The sequence below is a fragment of the Shewanella sp. 30m-14 genome, assembly GCF_052977125.1.
In genome coordinates this window covers 121,152-137,589 of sequence record NZ_JBRILW010000010.1, presented here as the reverse complement: position 1 = coordinate 137,589, position 16,438 = coordinate 121,152, and the positions used below count along the sequence as shown (strand labels likewise).

Sequence of the window (16,438 nt, the reverse complement as noted above, 5' to 3'; positions counted from 1 at the left end):
GTCACACAGTCCCTGTGGATTAAGTGTCTTAATGTATGTCAGAGATATACAAGTTCATGCTGCTCACCACGAGCATAGTTAATCTAGATTTAAGCTCGTACACATCAGAAGTGCTTAATATCGCCTTGTCGGCGTATTTTGGGCAGCTTACTTCTTCGTTGCATGGCGGGGCAAAAAAGGACGAGCATTTCACATTCATTTGCCTTGAATTAGTGTGCTAAAACACTCTGAGTCGATCACTTCTTTATACTGTTCGGTTTAAGCCTAGTTAGAAAATACTGAAGTGAGTCTTGTTAATTAGATGAGTCCATACCAGCTGTTGATAGAAAATATTTTAATTACTAGCTGTTTAGTTGGTTGTAAATTAAGCTGTATCTTTGGTCTGTATGGTTGCCTTAAGGTTATTCCAAGGTTTCCTTTTTAGATGAAAAAACCACTCTTGGTTTCAGCGGTGTTATTTGTTGCTGCGTTTTTAACTTAATGTGGTTTTTCATATTAAAGTAAGGTCATTATTTTTGATTTATTTTCAATTGTGTATTGCAGACAGTCTAACTATCTTCTATGTTGATTAGGTCAGCTGTGCATCACCAGCGAGTAGGAAATTTTATTTAATTCAATGGAGTAAAATACAATGCCTCTTCATGCAAAAGATTCTGTGCGAGACGACCTTCTCGATGATATTTTCTCATCGACAGATTTAGCATTATCTATGCCGAAATATAAGATGCCTGATCAGGAAAATAATCCTCGTCATGCATATCAAATTGTACACGATGAGCTAATGATGGACGGGAACTCTCGCCAGAATTTAGCAACATTTTGTCAAACCTGGGTTGAAGATGAAGTCCATCAATTGATGGATGAATGTATCGATAAGAATATGATCGATAAAGATGAATACCCTCAAACAGCAGAACTTGAAGCCCGCTGTGTGCATATGCTCGCAGATCTATGGAATTCACCGGATGCGGAAAATACTTTAGGTTGCTCGACTACCGGTTCAAGCGAAGCGGCGATGTTAGGCGGTATGGCGCTTAAGTGGGCCTGGCGCAAGAAAATGAAAGCCTTGGGTAAGCCGACTGATAAACCCAATATGGTTTGTGGCCCGGTGCAAGTGTGTTGGCATAAGTTTGCTCGATATTGGGATATTGAATTACGTGAGATCCCGATGGAAGGCGATCGCTTAATTATGAATGCTGAAGAAGTGATTAAGCGATGCGATGAAAATACCATCGGTGTTATTCCCACTTTAGGCGTCACCTTCACCTGTCAATATGAACCAGTAAAAGCGGTGCATGAAGCACTCGATAAACTCCAGCAAGATACCGGTCTTGATATTCCTATTCATGTAGATGCTGCTAGTGGTGGATTTTTAGCGCCATTTTGTCAACCGGATCTCGAATGGGACTTTAAACTTCCACGCGTTAAGTCAATTAATGCATCAGGGCATAAATTTGGCTTGAGCCCTCTAGGTGTAGGTTGGGTTATTTGGCGAGATGCTTCAGCATTAGATCAAGACCTAATTTTTAACGTGAATTATTTGGGCGGTAACATGCCGACCTTCGCGCTAAACTTCTCTCGCCCTGGTGGGCAGATCGTGGCTCAATACTATAATTTCTTACGCTTAGGTAAAGAAGGCTACAGAAAGATCCATCAGTCTTGTTATGACACAGCTCAATACCTGTCGAGTGAGATTGAAAAGTTGGGTATGTTCGAAATTATCTATGATGGTCATGGCGGGATCCCTGCGATGAGTTGGTCATTAAAAGAGGGGGTTGACCCTGGATTCAACTTATTTGATCTCTCGGATCGTATTCGCTCTAGAGGTTGGCAGATAGCGGCGTATGCTATGCCACCGAAAAGAGAAGACCTTGTCATTATGCGTATTTTGGTTCGTCATGGCTTTAGCCGCGACCAAGCAGACTTGCTCGTAGTAGACTTAAAGCATTGTGTTGAGTTCTTTGCTAAGCATCCTATTTCTCATAATAGTGATTCTGAAGAGTCATCCGGCTTTAATCACGGTTAACTAATTTGAAGGCCATCTACCAAGATGGCCTTTTTTATACAGCTTAGTCCGCTCTATCGTGATGTACCTTTCTGAACGATTAATTCTTTATTAGTTATTTCGCCGATAACCCCCTTCGTATTCTATTCTATTTTTATTCTATCATTTTTATTTTTTGGTTATTAATAGCTTTGAGATCAGCTGCTGCGCCGACTCCTTTGCGACAGGCTTGGTTCTTGGCAAGGAATATTGTTTTATCTCGTGATTTCCGAACAGGTAACTCACTCCTATTACGTCATACCCGCCAAATATTAGACAAAGTCGTTTCACTACTTTGATCACAAATCCCTTTTTTACAGATCGTAGCTGTTGATTATTCAGTTTATTAAGCATACCCTTAGCATAAGTTTGAACTAAAGTTTGGTATCCAAACAAATGTTTGTTTGGCCGTGTCGACGGGATAATAACAATGACAGAACGCGAACTCGAGATACTAGCACTACTTAAACAAGATCCTTTGATCCCGCAGCAAAATATTGCCGATCAATTAGGGATTAGTCGCTCTGCTGTAGCCGGGCACATCATGAATTTAACCCATAAAGGTGTGATAAAAGGTAAAGGGTATATTCTTGCTGAATCTCGCTACGCCATCGTTATCGGTGGTGCCAATATGGACATTCTTGGGCGCCCTCTACATACCCTACAGGTAGGCGACTCTAATCCTGGTAGCGTAACTTGCTCACCGGGTGGGGTAGGCCGAAATATCGCAGAAAACTTAGCTAGATTAGGCTCTGATACTCACCTTATTAGTGCGTTAGGAAAAGACACTTATGGTCAGATGATCATGAGTCAGTGTCAGCAAGCCGGCATTGATATGAAAGGCTGTATTCATCTGGATGAATTTGCCACATCAACTTACCTTTCAGTGCTAGATGGTGACAGCGATATGCATGTTGCGATCAATGACATGGCTATTTTAGACAGGCTAAGCGTAGCTGTGCTAAAGACTCACGAAGAAGTGTTAAGACGAGCAGAGCTGATTATTGTCGATGCCAACCTTTCGGCAGAGTCTTTGGAATATATTTTAAGTAACTTCTCCGACAGACCTATTTTTGTTGATACCGTTTCTTGTGCAAAGGCCAAGAAATTAGCGCCATTCTTAAGCTCCATTCACACCCTCAAACCAAACCTTAAAGAAGCCGAGCAACTTTCTGGAATTAGTATTAAGAGTCATGATGAATTACCTCAATTAGCTAATTGGTTCCACAGCCAAGGCGTGAAACGCATTTTCTTAAGTCTAGGCGCAGATGGCGTGTTTTATAGCGATGAGGGCATACAAGCCTTAGTCCCTGCTATGACGGTGTCTATGGTCAACGCAAATGGCGCGGGAGATGCTTTCCTCGCGGGGTTAGCCCATGGCTGGATCCAAGAGTGGGACACTGAAGAATCTACACAATTTGCTATGGGAGCCGCGGTTGTCGCGTTATCTCACTTAGCCACTATAAACCCTAATATGTCAGAAATTTCCGTTAAGCGCGTTATCAAGGAGTCGTTATGTTAGAGCAGTACCTAGATATTAATCCAGAAGTTGCAGCCGCATTAGCAGCAGGTAAGCCAGTCGTTGCATTAGAGTCGACCATTATTTCTCACGGCATGCCTTACCCGCAAAACGTAGAAACGGCGCTTAAAGTAGAGCAGATTATTCGTGATAACGGTGCCGTACCCGCAACTATCGCTATTTTAAAGGGTCGCTTGAAAGTGGGTATGACTCATGAAGAGATCGAATACCTAGGTAAAGCCGGCTTAGATGTGATTAAAACAAGCCGTCGTGACATTCCATTTATTGTTGCTAAGCAAGTTGATGGTGCAACGACTGTCGCATCGACGATGATCTTAGCTCAAATGGCAGGGATAAAAGTGTTCGCTACTGGTGGCATTGGTGGTGTACATCGTGGTGCACAACAAACGTTTGATATTTCTGCCGATCTTCAAGAGCTAGCCAGTACCGACGTAGCGGTAGTGTGCGCTGGTGCTAAGTCTATTTTGGATATCGGTTTAACCCTTGAATACCTAGAGACTCAAGGTGTACCTGTTGTTGGTTATCAAACTAGTACTTTGCCCGCTTTCTATACCCGTGAAAGTGAGTTCGGTGTTGATTACCAGCTAGATACCCCTGCGCAAATTGCAGCAGCAATGAAAGCTAAATGGGATATGGACCTAAAGGGCGGATTGGTTATCGCTAACCCAATTCCAGAAGCACACCAGCTAGACCGAGCTATGATTGACCAGGTGATTGCAGATGCTGTTGCTGAAATGGACAGTAAAGGTATTTTTGGTAAGGCTTCAACGCCATTCCTACTGGCTAAAGTGGCAGAAACCACAAAAGGCGTCAGCTTAGCGGCTAACATTGAACTTGTGTTTAATAACGCAAAACTAGCGGCTAGCATTGCGGTTGAATACGCGAAGTAAACTGTTTTTGAAAGTAAAAATAAAAAAGGGGGAGCTAATTAGCTCCCCCTTTTTTGCTACAAAAATATTAGTTCTGTAGGATAGTTGCCGTGTTACCGAATCCACCCGTTTGAGTGATAGATGCTGTATCACCTGTACCATACTGAGTAATCGTTGCAGTATTATGTGCAGCAATATCACCAAAACCGTCTTGGGTGATATTAGCTAGGTTGCCATCACCTTGCTGATCGATATACGCATCGTTATATTCACCGCCAAGTTGGTTAACGAAAGCTTCGTTATCAGCGCCTGTTTGGTCTATGTCGGCCATACCAAATTCACCGTATTGTTGAACGCTAGCGACGTTTAACGTGCTGGTTTGCATAATATCCGCGTTGTTAGCTTCACCACTCTGAGTAACCGTCGCATCTAAATCAACACCTTCTTGGTTGATGAGTACTGAGCCACCAATAGTATCTGTTTGAGTCACTAAAGCCGTTAGTTCTGAGCCGTTTAGCTGGTTAACGGTAGTAAATGTACCGCTAACACCTGATTGTTCAACTGTAATGCTTGAATCCGCAGCTGCATTTTGTTGTGCAGTCACGTTTCCGCTAACACTCGCATTGAGTTGCTTTACTGTGACAACAGAGTTATCTGACTCGTTTACTTGGTCAATATCAACAATGTTGCTATCACCATTTTGCTCTACAGTAGCCATAGCTTCAAACGAAGTGTCTTGATTAATATTGACGTTGTTCGAGTTACCCGTTGTGGTAATTGTTGCTGATGCAGGCTCGTGCCAGCCAAAACCAAACTGACGAATAACCGTTGAATTGTCGTTGCCCGTTGCGCTGATAGAGGCTGCACTGTTATCTACGTGCTCTTGATTGACTGAGCCCATGTTACCTGTACCGTCTTGTGAAACGGTAACGTTAGAGGTGTAGGCGTGCTCTTGGAAAACAGTCATGCTGTTATTACTGCCATTTTGGCTAACAGAGGCTGTAGAGTCTGTCGTGTAATCAGTTTGAGTCACATTGATGGTGTTAGCTGTACCGTTAGACTGGCTTGCGGTAATGCTTGAGTTAGAGTCGCTCTCTTGCAATGTCGTAATGGTAGAGTTATCAGCCGTTGTTTGCGTCGCAATAACTGAGGCGTTGTTTGTTGTTTGAGTTGCAAATACTTTTGAATTTACAGAATCGGCTAATTGGTTAACGGTTGCAGTGTTATCGTTACCTGTTTGTGTTACGTCTGCCAATGCATCTGTAGATAGATCTTGATTGGTTGAAGCCGTATTGCGCTGACCACTTTGGCTAATTGTTGCGCCTGCTGGGTTATGAATACCAAAACCATGCTGACGAATATCAGCGCTGTTGGTGTCGCCTGTTTGGCTTACGTTTGCAGCGCTATCATTGACATGTAACTGATTAACTATCGCGCTATTGTTGTTACCGTCTTGGATAACATCAGCCGTGCTATTGAAGTTATGCTCCTGGTTTACTATCGCAGAATTTGGACCCAGGCCAGACTGAGTCACATTGACTGTTGAACCATCACCGTCACCCACTTGGCTCACTGTTGCAGTTTGAGCAGAACCCGACTGTGTCGTGTTAGTGGTATTGTTATCACCTTCTTGAGTGATTGTCGCTGTTTGGTTTGCACCAGACTGGAGTGCTGTAGCGGTATTACCGTTACCTACCTGGCTAGTATTAGCGAGCTGAGCTGCACCAGATTGAGTTGTAGATGCTGTGTTTGAGTTGCCATCTTGACTAATAGTTGCATTATTAGCTAGGGCTAACGCTGGATTTAGAGCGATTGCGACAGCGGCTGCAATAGGGAGTAGCTTTCTCATGAGTCATATCCTTAATTTGATTAATGTAAAAGTCCAGTTTTAAATTCTGTAGATCTGTGTTTTAGCGGCATTATGAGCTTTGTACTTGCCGATGAGTATGCAGGTCAGGAGTGTTTGTAGCGTCCAGCATTGGTATTAAAGCTGTGATTCTTAACTACTAATTTAGATTCGTAAGCTAGTATTTTTGTCTACTGCCTTTTGTTGGGGTTTCAGTGTTTTATCTAATTTTTTAGTGGGTTAACGTAATTATTGTTGGTGAGCATTTATTGGGCTTGCGCTTGCTGCTATCACTTTAGTCGTACTGGTATGATTAATATGTCATCAACAGGCGCTTACCTTGAGCTGCTCGTGAGGGGGAGACAAACAGTTGGCTCGTTACTGATATACATAGTGATATCAAGGGGTGAATAGATGTTGCAATTTGTTTATGATATCGCTACTCAGTCGTTAATTGTCGTTGGTTCGATAAGGATTGGGCGTTAAGTGGGTATTAGGTGATATTAAAGATATGAAATCTTGGCTATTTACTGATACTTCTTTTTACTTTTGCTTAGGGATGAACTCATTGTCATGGAACCCCAGTTAATTGAAATTAAAGATTTTGTCTCTTTTACTTTAGCGATAATTGCTTTGTTTATTGGTAAAAGCATTATTTCTCGCTACGAATTGCTCAGGAAGTACAGTATTCCTGAACCCGTCGTTGGTGGCTTCGCCTGCGCTGCAATCGTGGGTATTCTCTATTATGCCTTTGATATTCAAATTGAGTTTAACTTGAGTGTTCGAGACACCTTACTCTTATACTTTTTTGCGGGTATTGGCTTAAAGGCAGATTTTGCGACCTTAATTAAGGGCGGCAAACCGTTACTTATTCTCATCGTTCTAGCCAGTGTTTTCATCTTCTTACAAAACTTCACCGGCGTAACCATTGCCTCCTTATTTGGCCTAGATCCAAAGGCTGGCTTGATGTCGGGTTCTATTTCATTGATTGGCGGAGTGGGAACCGCAATGGCTTGGACGCCAACCTTTGTTGAAGAGCTTGGGATTGTGAATGCCAGCGAGCTCGGTATAGCATCAAATACGTTAGGGCTTATATCTGCCTGTGTGATTGGTGGTCCAATTGCGGCATATTTGATGAAGCGACACAATGTGAAAGCCAATCCAGACTCAGATCTTGATATTGGTACCAGCCATCAAGCCGGCTCATCGCATATTAAGGTCGATTATTTTGGTGTGTTACGTGCTTGGTTATGGCTCAACGTTACACTAATTATTGGCTATTTTATTGATTTATCGCTGCAAGAAGCTGGCGTTAAGCTGCCGATGTTCGTTGCCTGTCTATTAGCCGGCATTATTATCGGTAATGTGGGCAGGGTTATTATCAACCGTAGAGCGGTCAAAGATAGAACCTATTTAGATGATGCTTCACAAGGCTTGTCACTTATTCAAGATATCTGCCTAGGTATGTTCTTAACCATGGCTTTGATGAGCCTTAAAATCTGGGAGTTAGAAGGTAGCTTACTGTATATCTCGGTGGTTATGTCTGTGCAGGTATTCTTGTCAGTGATGTTTACCATTTTCGTGGTGTTCAGAATGATGGGTAAAGACTATGAGGCTGCGGTGATCTGCTCTGGTTTTGGTGGCGTCACACTTGGGTCGACAGCAACGGCGATTGTTAACATGACCGCGGTGACACAGCAATATGGTGCCGCCCACAGGGCCTTCATTATCGTACCGTTAGTCTGCGGCTTCTTTATCGATATTATCAATGCCATGATCATCAACTTGTTCGTCTATTTTTAAGTTTTATTCTTTTAAGCTTAAATCATTTTTAAATTACCAAAGCGGCAGGTAGAAGGGAGCAAATGCTCCCTTTTTTTATTAGGTTGGGTGAACCTTTTACTCAGCTGCATCGTCTTTATTCAAACAGATAAAGGAGCCGTTTATCTGCATTCAACATGGAACGATTAAGTCGCGTTTGTTCAGAGCCTGAGAGCTGCTAAAGCAAGTGTTAGAGCCCGGCGGTTAGAAAAGACATCTAGAAAGAAGCGTTAGCACAAGAGACACAAATAGGAGCAAACTTATGGATATCGATGAGAAAATCCGCAAGCAATTACTAAAAGAATCTGAGCAGCTAAGTAGTCAACTTAAACGCGGCCCAAGCCTGTTTACTATGTTGGGCGATGCTTATAAAGGGCGTTTGGGCGGCTGGATGATATTAATGAGCATTATTGCCTTTGTGCTGAGCTTGCTTATGTTGTGGTCAGGCTATCAATTCTTTTTTGTCGTCGTCAGTTCGGTGGCGCTAATCAAGTGGGGGGTGACGTTGCTGTTGGCAAGTATGATGCAGATCGCGATTAAGATGTGGATCTATAACGAGATGAATCGTAATGCGACTGCACGAGAGATTAAAAGGCTTGAATTAGCGGTTGTGAAACTTCAAGGCGACAAAGAGTGATTACAGCGTGGATGGGTTAAAAGTCCACGCTTTTCTATATTAAACCAAAATGTACAATTGCTTATAAAAGCTCTGCCACGATACGCTTGAGCAAAAAGGTTTCTCGTTCAATCGACATACCTTTTTTAGGGCTGTTAGCCATGGTGTGCTCGTTATGGGCGATGGCCTGGTGAATATTTATCCACACTGGGGTCATACCATTTTGGATCTCATGGGCCTCTAATTTTGTTTCGCCAAGCTCGGCATGAATATCGCAAACAAAGCAGAACGATTCCATATGTACCACATCAAAACCATCTCTATTCCAGGGCCTAAACTCTTCATATAGGCCAAATTCACTGATGATCTCGATATGCTTCGCCCCAGTTTCCTCTTCTAATTCACGAATAAGTCCGCTTTGAATATCTTCACCGTCATCAACGCCACCACCTGGAATACTGTAGTCATGGTAGCGCTCGGTGTAGAGCATTAAGATCTCTTCGCCTTTAAGAATAACCCCTCGAGCCGCTTGACGGTGAAAGCTTTTAGTCGCAAGTTCATCTGTGGCAAGGTGGGCGATGTCGGCGTGAATGGTCGATTTTAACAGGCGCATGGGTCAGCTCAGCTCGTATTGGTTAAGGGGGACTAAATGAAAGATGCGGGATTATACCCTATAGCGACAAAGTGGGGGTAACCGGCTTACCGCTGCAAATGACGGGCTGTTTACCAGTTGCGTGCAGGGAAACTTATTGAGCGGTTAAGGCTCGATAGTCTGCAATAATCAGTTCAATCTCTGCTTTTTCATTTTGCTGCTCGATTGTTAAATTAGCCTTTTCTAAACCTAGAGCCATTCTGTGGTAATGCTTTAAGGTACTCTGTAAGTAAGCTTTATCTAGCTCACGGCTATGATCCCACATTATTGAGCCAACAGGGCTTATTGTTTCTTGGCTGCTGCTTGATAAATGCAAGATCTCGTAGAAACGCTTATTTTCTTGGATTAATTGCTCATGCACTAGGCCTAAACCGAGTTTCTGCATCTCTGTACGGACGGTATAAATATGGTGCACAGGGCAAAGGATAAACTCAAGTGAATGCTCTGGGTGGCGTGTAACAATTTGCTGCACGAGTTCAACCGTCAGTTCGCCACCAACGCCAGCGATGATAATCAATTGACGCTGCTCTTTAGCGCCTAAATCGAGTTTAGCCACATCTAAGCAATGCACTTGCCAGCAGCTTTTAGGACTTGTTACAGGCGTTTGCTCTTCTTTGTTTGCATCGGGATAAAACCGCTGTAGTTTACTTTTCACCTCAGCCATCAAGCTTGGCACTACATCGACAAAGTGGATATGACTTGCCGCGCCTCGTTGTAGTAATGCCGCGCCTAACAAGCCATGATCGCAGCAGCAATCCCAAATCTGATCATAGTGGGTGTTAATCAGGCTGTTGATATATTGGAGGCGTTTGCTGAGCTTCAAAGGTATTCTCGATGACAGGGTAAAAGGCCGCTATGTTAAGGGCCATTATTTTAAAGGATGCTATTTTAAAGGATGTTATAGGTATGGAGTCAATAGCCATGCCGGCTATAGCATCTCTTTATTAGCAACCAAAGTGACACGTTGAGGCGATGCTGCATTGGACTCTAATGCTGATAGAGCATGCGCCAACATGGCATTCGCCACTTTTTCAGCCTCAATGGGGTGATATTGTCTCAGCGCGCCAATAAATAGCGGTGAGACTAAGCGAGATAATGACTTACCCAGATCTTCTAATACTCGTGTATTCGAACGCTCTCCTAAAAGCAGGCTTGGCTGAAATAACCATAATCGCTTAGGTGATGTGGGTTGTTGGTTTTTATTCAATAAGCTCGCAAGAGCCTCTTGGGTTTCGCCTTTGACGCGATTATAAAATGTTTTTGACTGGCTGTTTGCACCAAGGGCGGTCACGACATAGTTGTTACTGGCTTCGCACTTGGCAATAAAATCGATACAGGCTGTTTTATCCACGGCGATAAAGGCTTGTTGGCTACCAGCTTGCTTGATGGTGGTGCCGAGACAACAAAAGGCATGACCGACTGTAAATGGAAGCTCGAGAGAGGAAAGTTCATTAAGTTGGCATTGTAAAAATGTGACTTGAGTGTTTTGTGTTAATCGGTATTTTGGCTGATTTCTACCGAGTACTAAAATGTGCTCATAGCATCCTGAATCGATCAATTTTTGTAGCAGTAATTGGCCTATGAGTCCTGTGGCACCTATGATAGCAGCGTTCATTTTGGTAGTGTCGAGTTGAATATGAATAGCCTAAGTGTAGAGAGCGCGCAGAGGGAAGCAAATACTTTTTGCTGCCAAGGAAAATAGCGCGATTAACCGGATTGACCAAAAAGGCCTGTAATCACAGGCCTTTTATATTTTGATCTTGGCGACGCGTCTATTTATGTAATGCGGTCAGCTTAGCGATTTCAATAATCGTCTTGCTAGCTTGCTCCATCGACTCAAGACACAGGTATTCATGCTTGCCGTGGAAGTTATGCCCACCAGTAAATATATTTGGACAAGGCAAGCCCATATATGACAGGCGTGAGCCGTCTGTCCCACCACGAATCGGCTTAATAATGGGTTCTATGTTTAAGTTTTGCATCGCTTGTTTAGCGATATCGATAATATGTGGGTGGGGTAAAACTTGTTGTTTCATATTCAAGTAGGAGTCTTGAATATCTATGGTTAATTTACCGATAGCAAGCTCGGCATTATATTTTTCAACAACCTCAGCCAACCAGCGTTTTCTCTGCTCAAAAAGCGCAAAGTCGAAATCTCGAATGATATAAGTCAGTGTCGCTTTCTCGGTAACGCCTTCCATGCCAAGTAGGTGGAAGAAACCATCATAGTCTCGGCTGTATTCCGGTGTATCTTTTAGCGGCATTTTTGCGTGGAAACGCGCCGCAATAGTTTGGGCATTAACCATCACGCCATAGGCGGTACCGGGGTGACAGTTGTTTCCCGTGGCGGTGATTATTGCAGTGGCAGCGTTAAAGTTTTCATATTCAAGCTCGCCAACTTGACCACCGTCAACAGTGTAAGCCCACTGGGCACCAAAGCCCTCGACATCAAAATGATCGGCGCCGCGGCCAATCTCTTCGTCTGGGGTGAAGCAAAGTCTTATTTTACCGTGAGGGATCTCTGGGTGAGTTACAAGGTGGTGCAATGCACTGATGATCTCTGCGATGCCAGCTTTGTCGTCTCCGCCGAGTAAACTGTTGCCGTCGGTGGTGATAAGGGTTTGGCCGATATATTGCTTTAGACTGGTAAATTTCTCTGGCGACAGTACAGCCTCAAGGCCTAATTGAATCTCTTTGCCATCATATTTTTCAATGATTTGCGGCGATACATTCTCTCCGCTGTAGTCGGGAGCGGTATCTAAATGCGCAATAAATCCGATGCAAGGAGCGCCTTCTACGTTGCTAGGTACCGTTGCGGTTAAGTAGCCTTTGTCAGAGAGTTGCACATCGTCAAATCCAAGGCTAATAAGCTCTTGACGAAGATGTTGTGCAAAAACAAATTGGCTGTCTGTGCTAGGTACACTTTGGCTATTGCCGTCAGATTGAGTATTAAAACTGACGTAGCTTAAGAATCGCTCAAGTAGTTGCTGCTTCATAATCATGGTTTCTAAAATAGCAAAAAGTGACCAGAGTCTAACAAGGGCAATTGTGAATTCATTAGATATTGATCAAGTTTTTCCTAATGGGTGAATATTTCGTTATGGATAACCGCCACAATTGAGTGTCATTAACGCTATTTCAGTTATATTGTGGCATGGGCTTAGTGATTAGAGAATAATGAGATGGATATAGGTTGGCTGCAGTTAGGCCTATTTATGTTAGTGCTAGTGATCCCTATCGCGATAGGTCGATATTTTCGTCTAGCGCTCACTTTTGATATGGCTTGGGCGGTGCTGCGTATGACTGCTCAGCTGGTGCTGGTGGGCTTGTATCTACAGTATTTATTTATACTCAATAATCTTTGGGTCAATTTAGCTTGGCTAATGGTGATGTTACTTGTGGGAGCGAGTGCGATTATCAGCAAAGCAAAGTTACCTAAGAAGTTACTCTACTTTCCGGTTTTATCAGGCTTAGCTTTGGGAATGTTCCCTGTACTGTGGTTGATGATGGTCTATCTATTATCGCCAGAGCCCCTTTATGCCGCGCAATTCTTAATTCCTACCGCAGGTATGTTGCTGGGCAACTGTTTAAGCGGCAATATTGTGGCGCTGCAGCGGTTGTTTGGAGCCTTTAATGATAGAAAGGCTGAATATCAAGGTGCATTGGCGCTGGGCGCTTTACCGAGTCAGGCAAGCCTGCCATTTGTGCAAATGGCGATGCAGCAATCTTTCGCACCGATCTTGGCCTCAATGGCAACCATGGGGTTAGTGACGCTGCCCGGCATGATGACGGGACAGATTTTAGGGGGAGTCGATCCGTTAATCGCCATCAAGTATCAGATAGTGATTTCAGTTGCGATTTTTGTCACCCTGTCAATATCGGTATCAACCACTCTTGTGCTGTGTATTCGAAGTGCTATTACCCATACTGGCCGAGTGAGAGTGAGTCTTTAGCTGGCTAAGCGGTAACGCAGCGCCACAGGGCTTATCACTATCACTACCACTATCAAAAACGTGGCGAGTAGATAAAAAATGGCTGCTCAACATCTTAAGTTGGCAGCCATTATTACTGATAGCCAGTACTGTTCTAAAAAGCGTACTGCTCGAAAAAGCATACTATCCCCAAATAGCATATTTTCCGCAATAGAGCGCTCAGTGCTAAAGCACAAGCTCCATATCAAGTTCTATATCCGTACAACCTTTCTTGCAGCAAATTCCTGAAACACTCTCTTCTTGACCCCTAACTGGTAGCTTCATTTCAAGTGCTTGATTGCACACAGGGCACAGAACAGTGTTACCTTTAAATACTCTTTTAATAAGGTTTTTTTGTTCGATAAAAGATTTTGCTGTGGTGTCATTGATCACCGAGAAATCCATTTTTGCCATAGGAGTTATTTACCTTTGTATTCACTATTCACAATATTGATTGTGTCTTCTAACGCCGAGTATATCTAGGCTTTCAGAGGTAATAAAGCCCTACAGCCACGACAAATAGATATTCTGGTGCAAAACTAAAGATCTACATCAAGTTTCTTAATTGAGGCTATGGGGTTGTCTGAGTATAATGGTGCGCTAATTGTTATCGAAGAACGTGAATCTAAAAATCATGAGTGAAAATAAGCCAATTAATGCGCTCGATAAGGCTCCTGAGGAAGTAAAGCTCGCAGTCGATCTTATCTTTCTACTGGAGAATAACCAGATTGCTACTGACGTTGCATTGGCTGCGTTAGAGATTGTAAAAAAGGATCTACAAGCAAAACGAGTAAAATAAATATTAATTTAGATTTTTGCCTATTTAACACCTATTAACCATTTATCAGACTTAAGCCCTGCTATTACTGCTGCTGATAGATTTAAATTATGATGCGTTTTCCTCTTGACGGACCCAAGCATGACTATTTCGCTACTCGACCTTTTTGCACTATTTTGTTTTATAACTAGCTGGGTCGGCTATGCACTCTTTGCCAAACGCAAAGCTAAAAACACTAACTGTATTGCCCGCTGCTTGCATCAGCATCGTATTCACTGGATGTATGAGTTGCTAAAGCGAGAAGTGCGAGTTAGTGAAGCGGCGCTGCTGGCAAACCTTGAGCGCAATATCGCTTTTTTTGCCTCGACCACCATGTTTGTGCTCGCGGGGGTGTTAACCCTGTTTGCTCAGGCTGAGCGACTTGAGGCTGTTATAGCAACGATACCGTTTGCGGCCGCCCCAAATCATGCATTAGTTCAAGTCAAGCTAGGTATGCTGACCTTTATCTTTGTGTTGGCTTTTTTCGAATTTACTTGGTCAATGCGTCAATATGGCTTTTTAAATGTGATGGTGGGAGCCGCGCCTGTTGATAAGCTTGGGAACAATGAAAACCTTTGTGCTTACGCTAAGCAGATGGCTGTGGTACAAGATCAAGCTGCACACTCTTATAATTATGGTTTACGTTGTTATTATTTTTCGATGGCAGCCCTGTGTTGGTTCTATCATCCATTAGTGTTGATTTGCGCGAGTATTTTGGTTGTCATTATCCTTTACCTACGCGAGTTTAAATCAAAGGCTGTTGTTGCGATCACCAAAGGCCAAGATCTGTTAAAGCTCGAGCGAGATAATCGGGCTAAGGTGTCCTAATAGCGGCTTCGAAAATGGATTTAACATCAACCTGTGCATCGAGTTTTGAAGCAAGTAAGTAAATACCCGCTAATTTTCGATGAACGAAAATCGCATCGGCAGGCGGGGTATGCCATTTGTCAGCTTTTGTGCTCATCGACATACCCGCCGCTTTGATCCGTGTCGCGAGCGTGCTGTCGCCAAAATGATAGGCTTGCTCACTTCTGAGTGGTTCACAGGCTTGATAGAAAATATCTAGAATAACCGTTTTTTGCTGTTCACTAATGGCCTCTTGAAAGAAGCCAATCTTTTGGGCTGCCTCTTCCATTAACTCTCTGTTATTAACTTTGGCTGCACTCATGAGCTGTTTGTAATTGTCCGATAGCGGAGCCGGAATATCACGGGTGGCACCAAAATCGAGTAACACTATTTTCTGCTGTGAGTGTTGATACTGAAAATTGGCAAAGTTAGGGTCTGTTTGCACCAGCTTAAATTCAAATAATTCTCTAAAAAACAGCCTTAGCAGCTCACTGGCAACCCTATTGCGCACGCCTTGGCTTAAGTTCGCGACAGACTCAATGCTCTGTGCTTCGATAAAGTCCATAACCAGAATGTCTGCCGTGCATAATTCATCATAGGTTGATGGCAACACAAATGTCTCTTCATCGGCAATAAGGCGTTTGTAGCGTTTTAACATGGTGAGCTCGGCGTGGTAATCGGCCTCAATATGTAACTGTTTTTTAGCTTCTAATAGTAATGCCTCAAACTGTAGACCTTGAGGGATTAATTGCGATATACGCAGCAGAGCTGCGACGTTGTCGATATCGCTATCAATACTATTACGGATCCCGGGATACTGGACTTTTACCGCAAGTTTGTTGCCATTTGCGAGGGTTGCTTGATGTACCTGACCGATCGACGCCGCTGCAAATGGACGTAATTCGAAATGTGCTAAAGGTGCTAACCAATCTTCTCCCCAGTTTTGTTTTAACACGGCGACGAGTTGTTTATGGGGCATGATTTTGGCGTCAGATCTTAGCCTTACTAACAAAGCACTCAGCTCTTTTGGCATTAGCTCGCCAGAATCCATAGACAGCATTTGGCCGACTTTCATGGCCGCTCCTCTCATCTGAGCAAGCTTATCGGCAATATGGCCAATATTTGTCGGTGTTAGCACTAAATCTTGTAACTTAGGTGATTGACCCTGACTCAGTTTTTTGGCGCCCTCGACAGCAATACTTCCCGCTAATCGCGACGCTAAACCGCCTAAGGAGGTGAGTCGCGATAGCCGACTACTGGGGACTTTAGCTGTTTGGGATTTTTTCATCTGTAGGCCTTTATCCAAAGTGGAGTAGGGTTAAGTCAAAATACAATGTTATATCAATACGCTCTGTCAATACGCGATAAAGCGAGTATGGATCATTGAACCGATAGCCAAACACATTGAGGCAGATT

The 16,438-nt window shown here is 43.4% G+C and carries 15 protein-coding genes; 8 read left to right on the top strand and 7 right to left on the bottom strand.

What is annotated here, in order from left to right; all coding sequences use genetic code 11:
• Nucleotides 1-631 precede the first annotated feature (631 nt).
• The 3 genes from ACVBIU_RS09715 (at nucleotide 632) to ACVBIU_RS09705 (ending at nucleotide 4,474) form a co-directional block, all read left to right on the top strand.
• On the top strand, nucleotides 632-2,026 hold the full coding sequence (locus ACVBIU_RS09715) for a glutamate decarboxylase (protein ID WP_447160651.1): 1,395 nt from the start codon (nucleotides 632-634) through the stop codon (nucleotides 2,024-2,026).
• A 448-nt stretch (nucleotides 2,027-2,474) separates the two neighbouring features.
• Nucleotides 2,475-3,566: a PfkB family carbohydrate kinase gene (locus ACVBIU_RS09710; RefSeq protein ID WP_447160650.1), complete on the top strand. Its 1,092-nt coding sequence runs from the start codon at nucleotides 2,475-2,477 to the stop codon at nucleotides 3,564-3,566.
• Entirely contained in the window at nucleotides 3,560-4,474 is a 915-nt protein-coding gene (locus tag ACVBIU_RS09705) for a pseudouridine-5'-phosphate glycosidase (protein ID WP_447160649.1), read from the top strand. The genes ACVBIU_RS09710 and ACVBIU_RS09705 overlap by 7 nt, the downstream gene beginning before the upstream one ends.
• A gap of 67 nt (nucleotides 4,475-4,541) precedes the next feature.
• Here ACVBIU_RS09705 and ACVBIU_RS09700 read toward each other — a convergent pair whose 3' ends face one another.
• Complete coding sequence (locus tag ACVBIU_RS09700) at nucleotides 4,542-6,302, bottom strand: beta strand repeat-containing protein (RefSeq protein WP_447163638.1); 1,761 nt, start codon at nucleotides 6,300-6,302, stop codon at nucleotides 4,542-4,544.
• A 570-nt stretch (nucleotides 6,303-6,872) separates the two neighbouring features.
• On the opposite strand from ACVBIU_RS09700, the gene gltS reads away from it, so the two are divergent.
• Both gltS and ACVBIU_RS09690 read left to right on the top strand, forming a co-directional pair.
• Nucleotides 6,873-8,102, top strand: a complete 1,230-nt coding sequence (gene gltS / locus ACVBIU_RS09695; protein ID WP_447160647.1) for a sodium/glutamate symporter — start codon at nucleotides 6,873-6,875, stop codon at nucleotides 8,100-8,102.
• Between the two features lie 280 nt (nucleotides 8,103-8,382).
• Nucleotides 8,383-8,757 (top strand): DUF6768 family protein, encoded by a 375-nt coding sequence (locus tag ACVBIU_RS09690; protein WP_439267719.1) that lies wholly within the window; start codon nucleotides 8,383-8,385, stop codon nucleotides 8,755-8,757.
• 61 nt (nucleotides 8,758-8,818) lie between these two features.
• On the opposite strand, the gene ACVBIU_RS09685 is transcribed toward ACVBIU_RS09690, so the two are convergent.
• The 4 genes from ACVBIU_RS09685 to pepT all read right to left on the bottom strand — a co-directional run bounded on the left by ACVBIU_RS09685 (nucleotide 8,819) and on the right by pepT (nucleotide 12,384).
• Nucleotides 8,819-9,349, bottom strand: coding sequence for an NUDIX hydrolase (locus ACVBIU_RS09685; RefSeq protein WP_447160646.1), 531 nt, complete (start codon nucleotides 9,347-9,349; stop codon nucleotides 8,819-8,821).
• 133 nt (nucleotides 9,350-9,482) lie between these two features.
• The gene (locus tag ACVBIU_RS09680) at nucleotides 9,483-10,211 is read right to left on the bottom strand and encodes a tRNA (adenine(22)-N(1))-methyltransferase (protein WP_447163637.1); all 729 of its coding nucleotides are present in this window, start codon (nucleotides 10,209-10,211) and stop codon (nucleotides 9,483-9,485) included.
• A gap of 105 nt (nucleotides 10,212-10,316) precedes the next feature.
• Entirely contained in the window at nucleotides 10,317-11,003 is a 687-nt protein-coding gene (locus ACVBIU_RS09675; RefSeq protein ID WP_447160644.1) for a nucleoside-diphosphate sugar epimerase, read from the bottom strand.
• Between the two features lie 157 nt (nucleotides 11,004-11,160).
• Nucleotides 11,161-12,384 carry a peptidase T gene (pepT, locus tag ACVBIU_RS09670; protein ID WP_447163636.1) on the bottom strand — a complete coding sequence of 408 codons (1,224 nt, stop codon included), beginning with the start codon at nucleotides 12,382-12,384 and terminating at the stop codon, nucleotides 11,161-11,163.
• A 186-nt stretch (nucleotides 12,385-12,570) separates the two neighbouring features.
• Here pepT and ACVBIU_RS09665 point away from each other — a divergent pair, with 186 nt between their 5' ends.
• Entirely contained in the window at nucleotides 12,571-13,341 is a 771-nt protein-coding gene (locus ACVBIU_RS09665; protein WP_447163635.1) for an ABC transporter permease, read from the top strand.
• A 204-nt stretch (nucleotides 13,342-13,545) separates the two neighbouring features.
• On the opposite strand, the gene ACVBIU_RS09660 is transcribed toward ACVBIU_RS09665, so the two are convergent.
• The gene (locus ACVBIU_RS09660; RefSeq protein ID WP_447160641.1) at nucleotides 13,546-13,773 is read right to left on the bottom strand and encodes a hypothetical protein; all 228 of its coding nucleotides are present in this window, start codon (nucleotides 13,771-13,773) and stop codon (nucleotides 13,546-13,548) included.
• Between the two features lie 190 nt (nucleotides 13,774-13,963).
• Between ACVBIU_RS09660 and rsmS the strand changes: the two genes are divergently transcribed.
• Both rsmS and ACVBIU_RS09650 read left to right on the top strand, forming a co-directional pair.
• Nucleotides 13,964-14,158: a pleiotropic regulatory protein RsmS gene (rsmS, locus tag ACVBIU_RS09655; protein ID WP_447160640.1), complete on the top strand. Its 195-nt coding sequence runs from the start codon at nucleotides 13,964-13,966 to the stop codon at nucleotides 14,156-14,158.
• A 120-nt stretch (nucleotides 14,159-14,278) separates the two neighbouring features.
• Nucleotides 14,279-15,004, top strand: a complete 726-nt coding sequence (locus ACVBIU_RS09650; RefSeq protein WP_447160639.1) for a DUF599 domain-containing protein — start codon at nucleotides 14,279-14,281, stop codon at nucleotides 15,002-15,004.
• Here ACVBIU_RS09650 and ACVBIU_RS09645 read toward each other — a convergent pair.
• Entirely contained in the window at nucleotides 14,991-16,310 is a 1,320-nt protein-coding gene (locus ACVBIU_RS09645; RefSeq protein ID WP_447163634.1) for an ABC1 kinase family protein, read from the bottom strand. The two genes, ACVBIU_RS09650 and ACVBIU_RS09645, sit on opposite strands and share 14 nt — an antisense overlap.
• Between the last annotated feature and the right edge of the window lie 128 nt (nucleotides 16,311-16,438).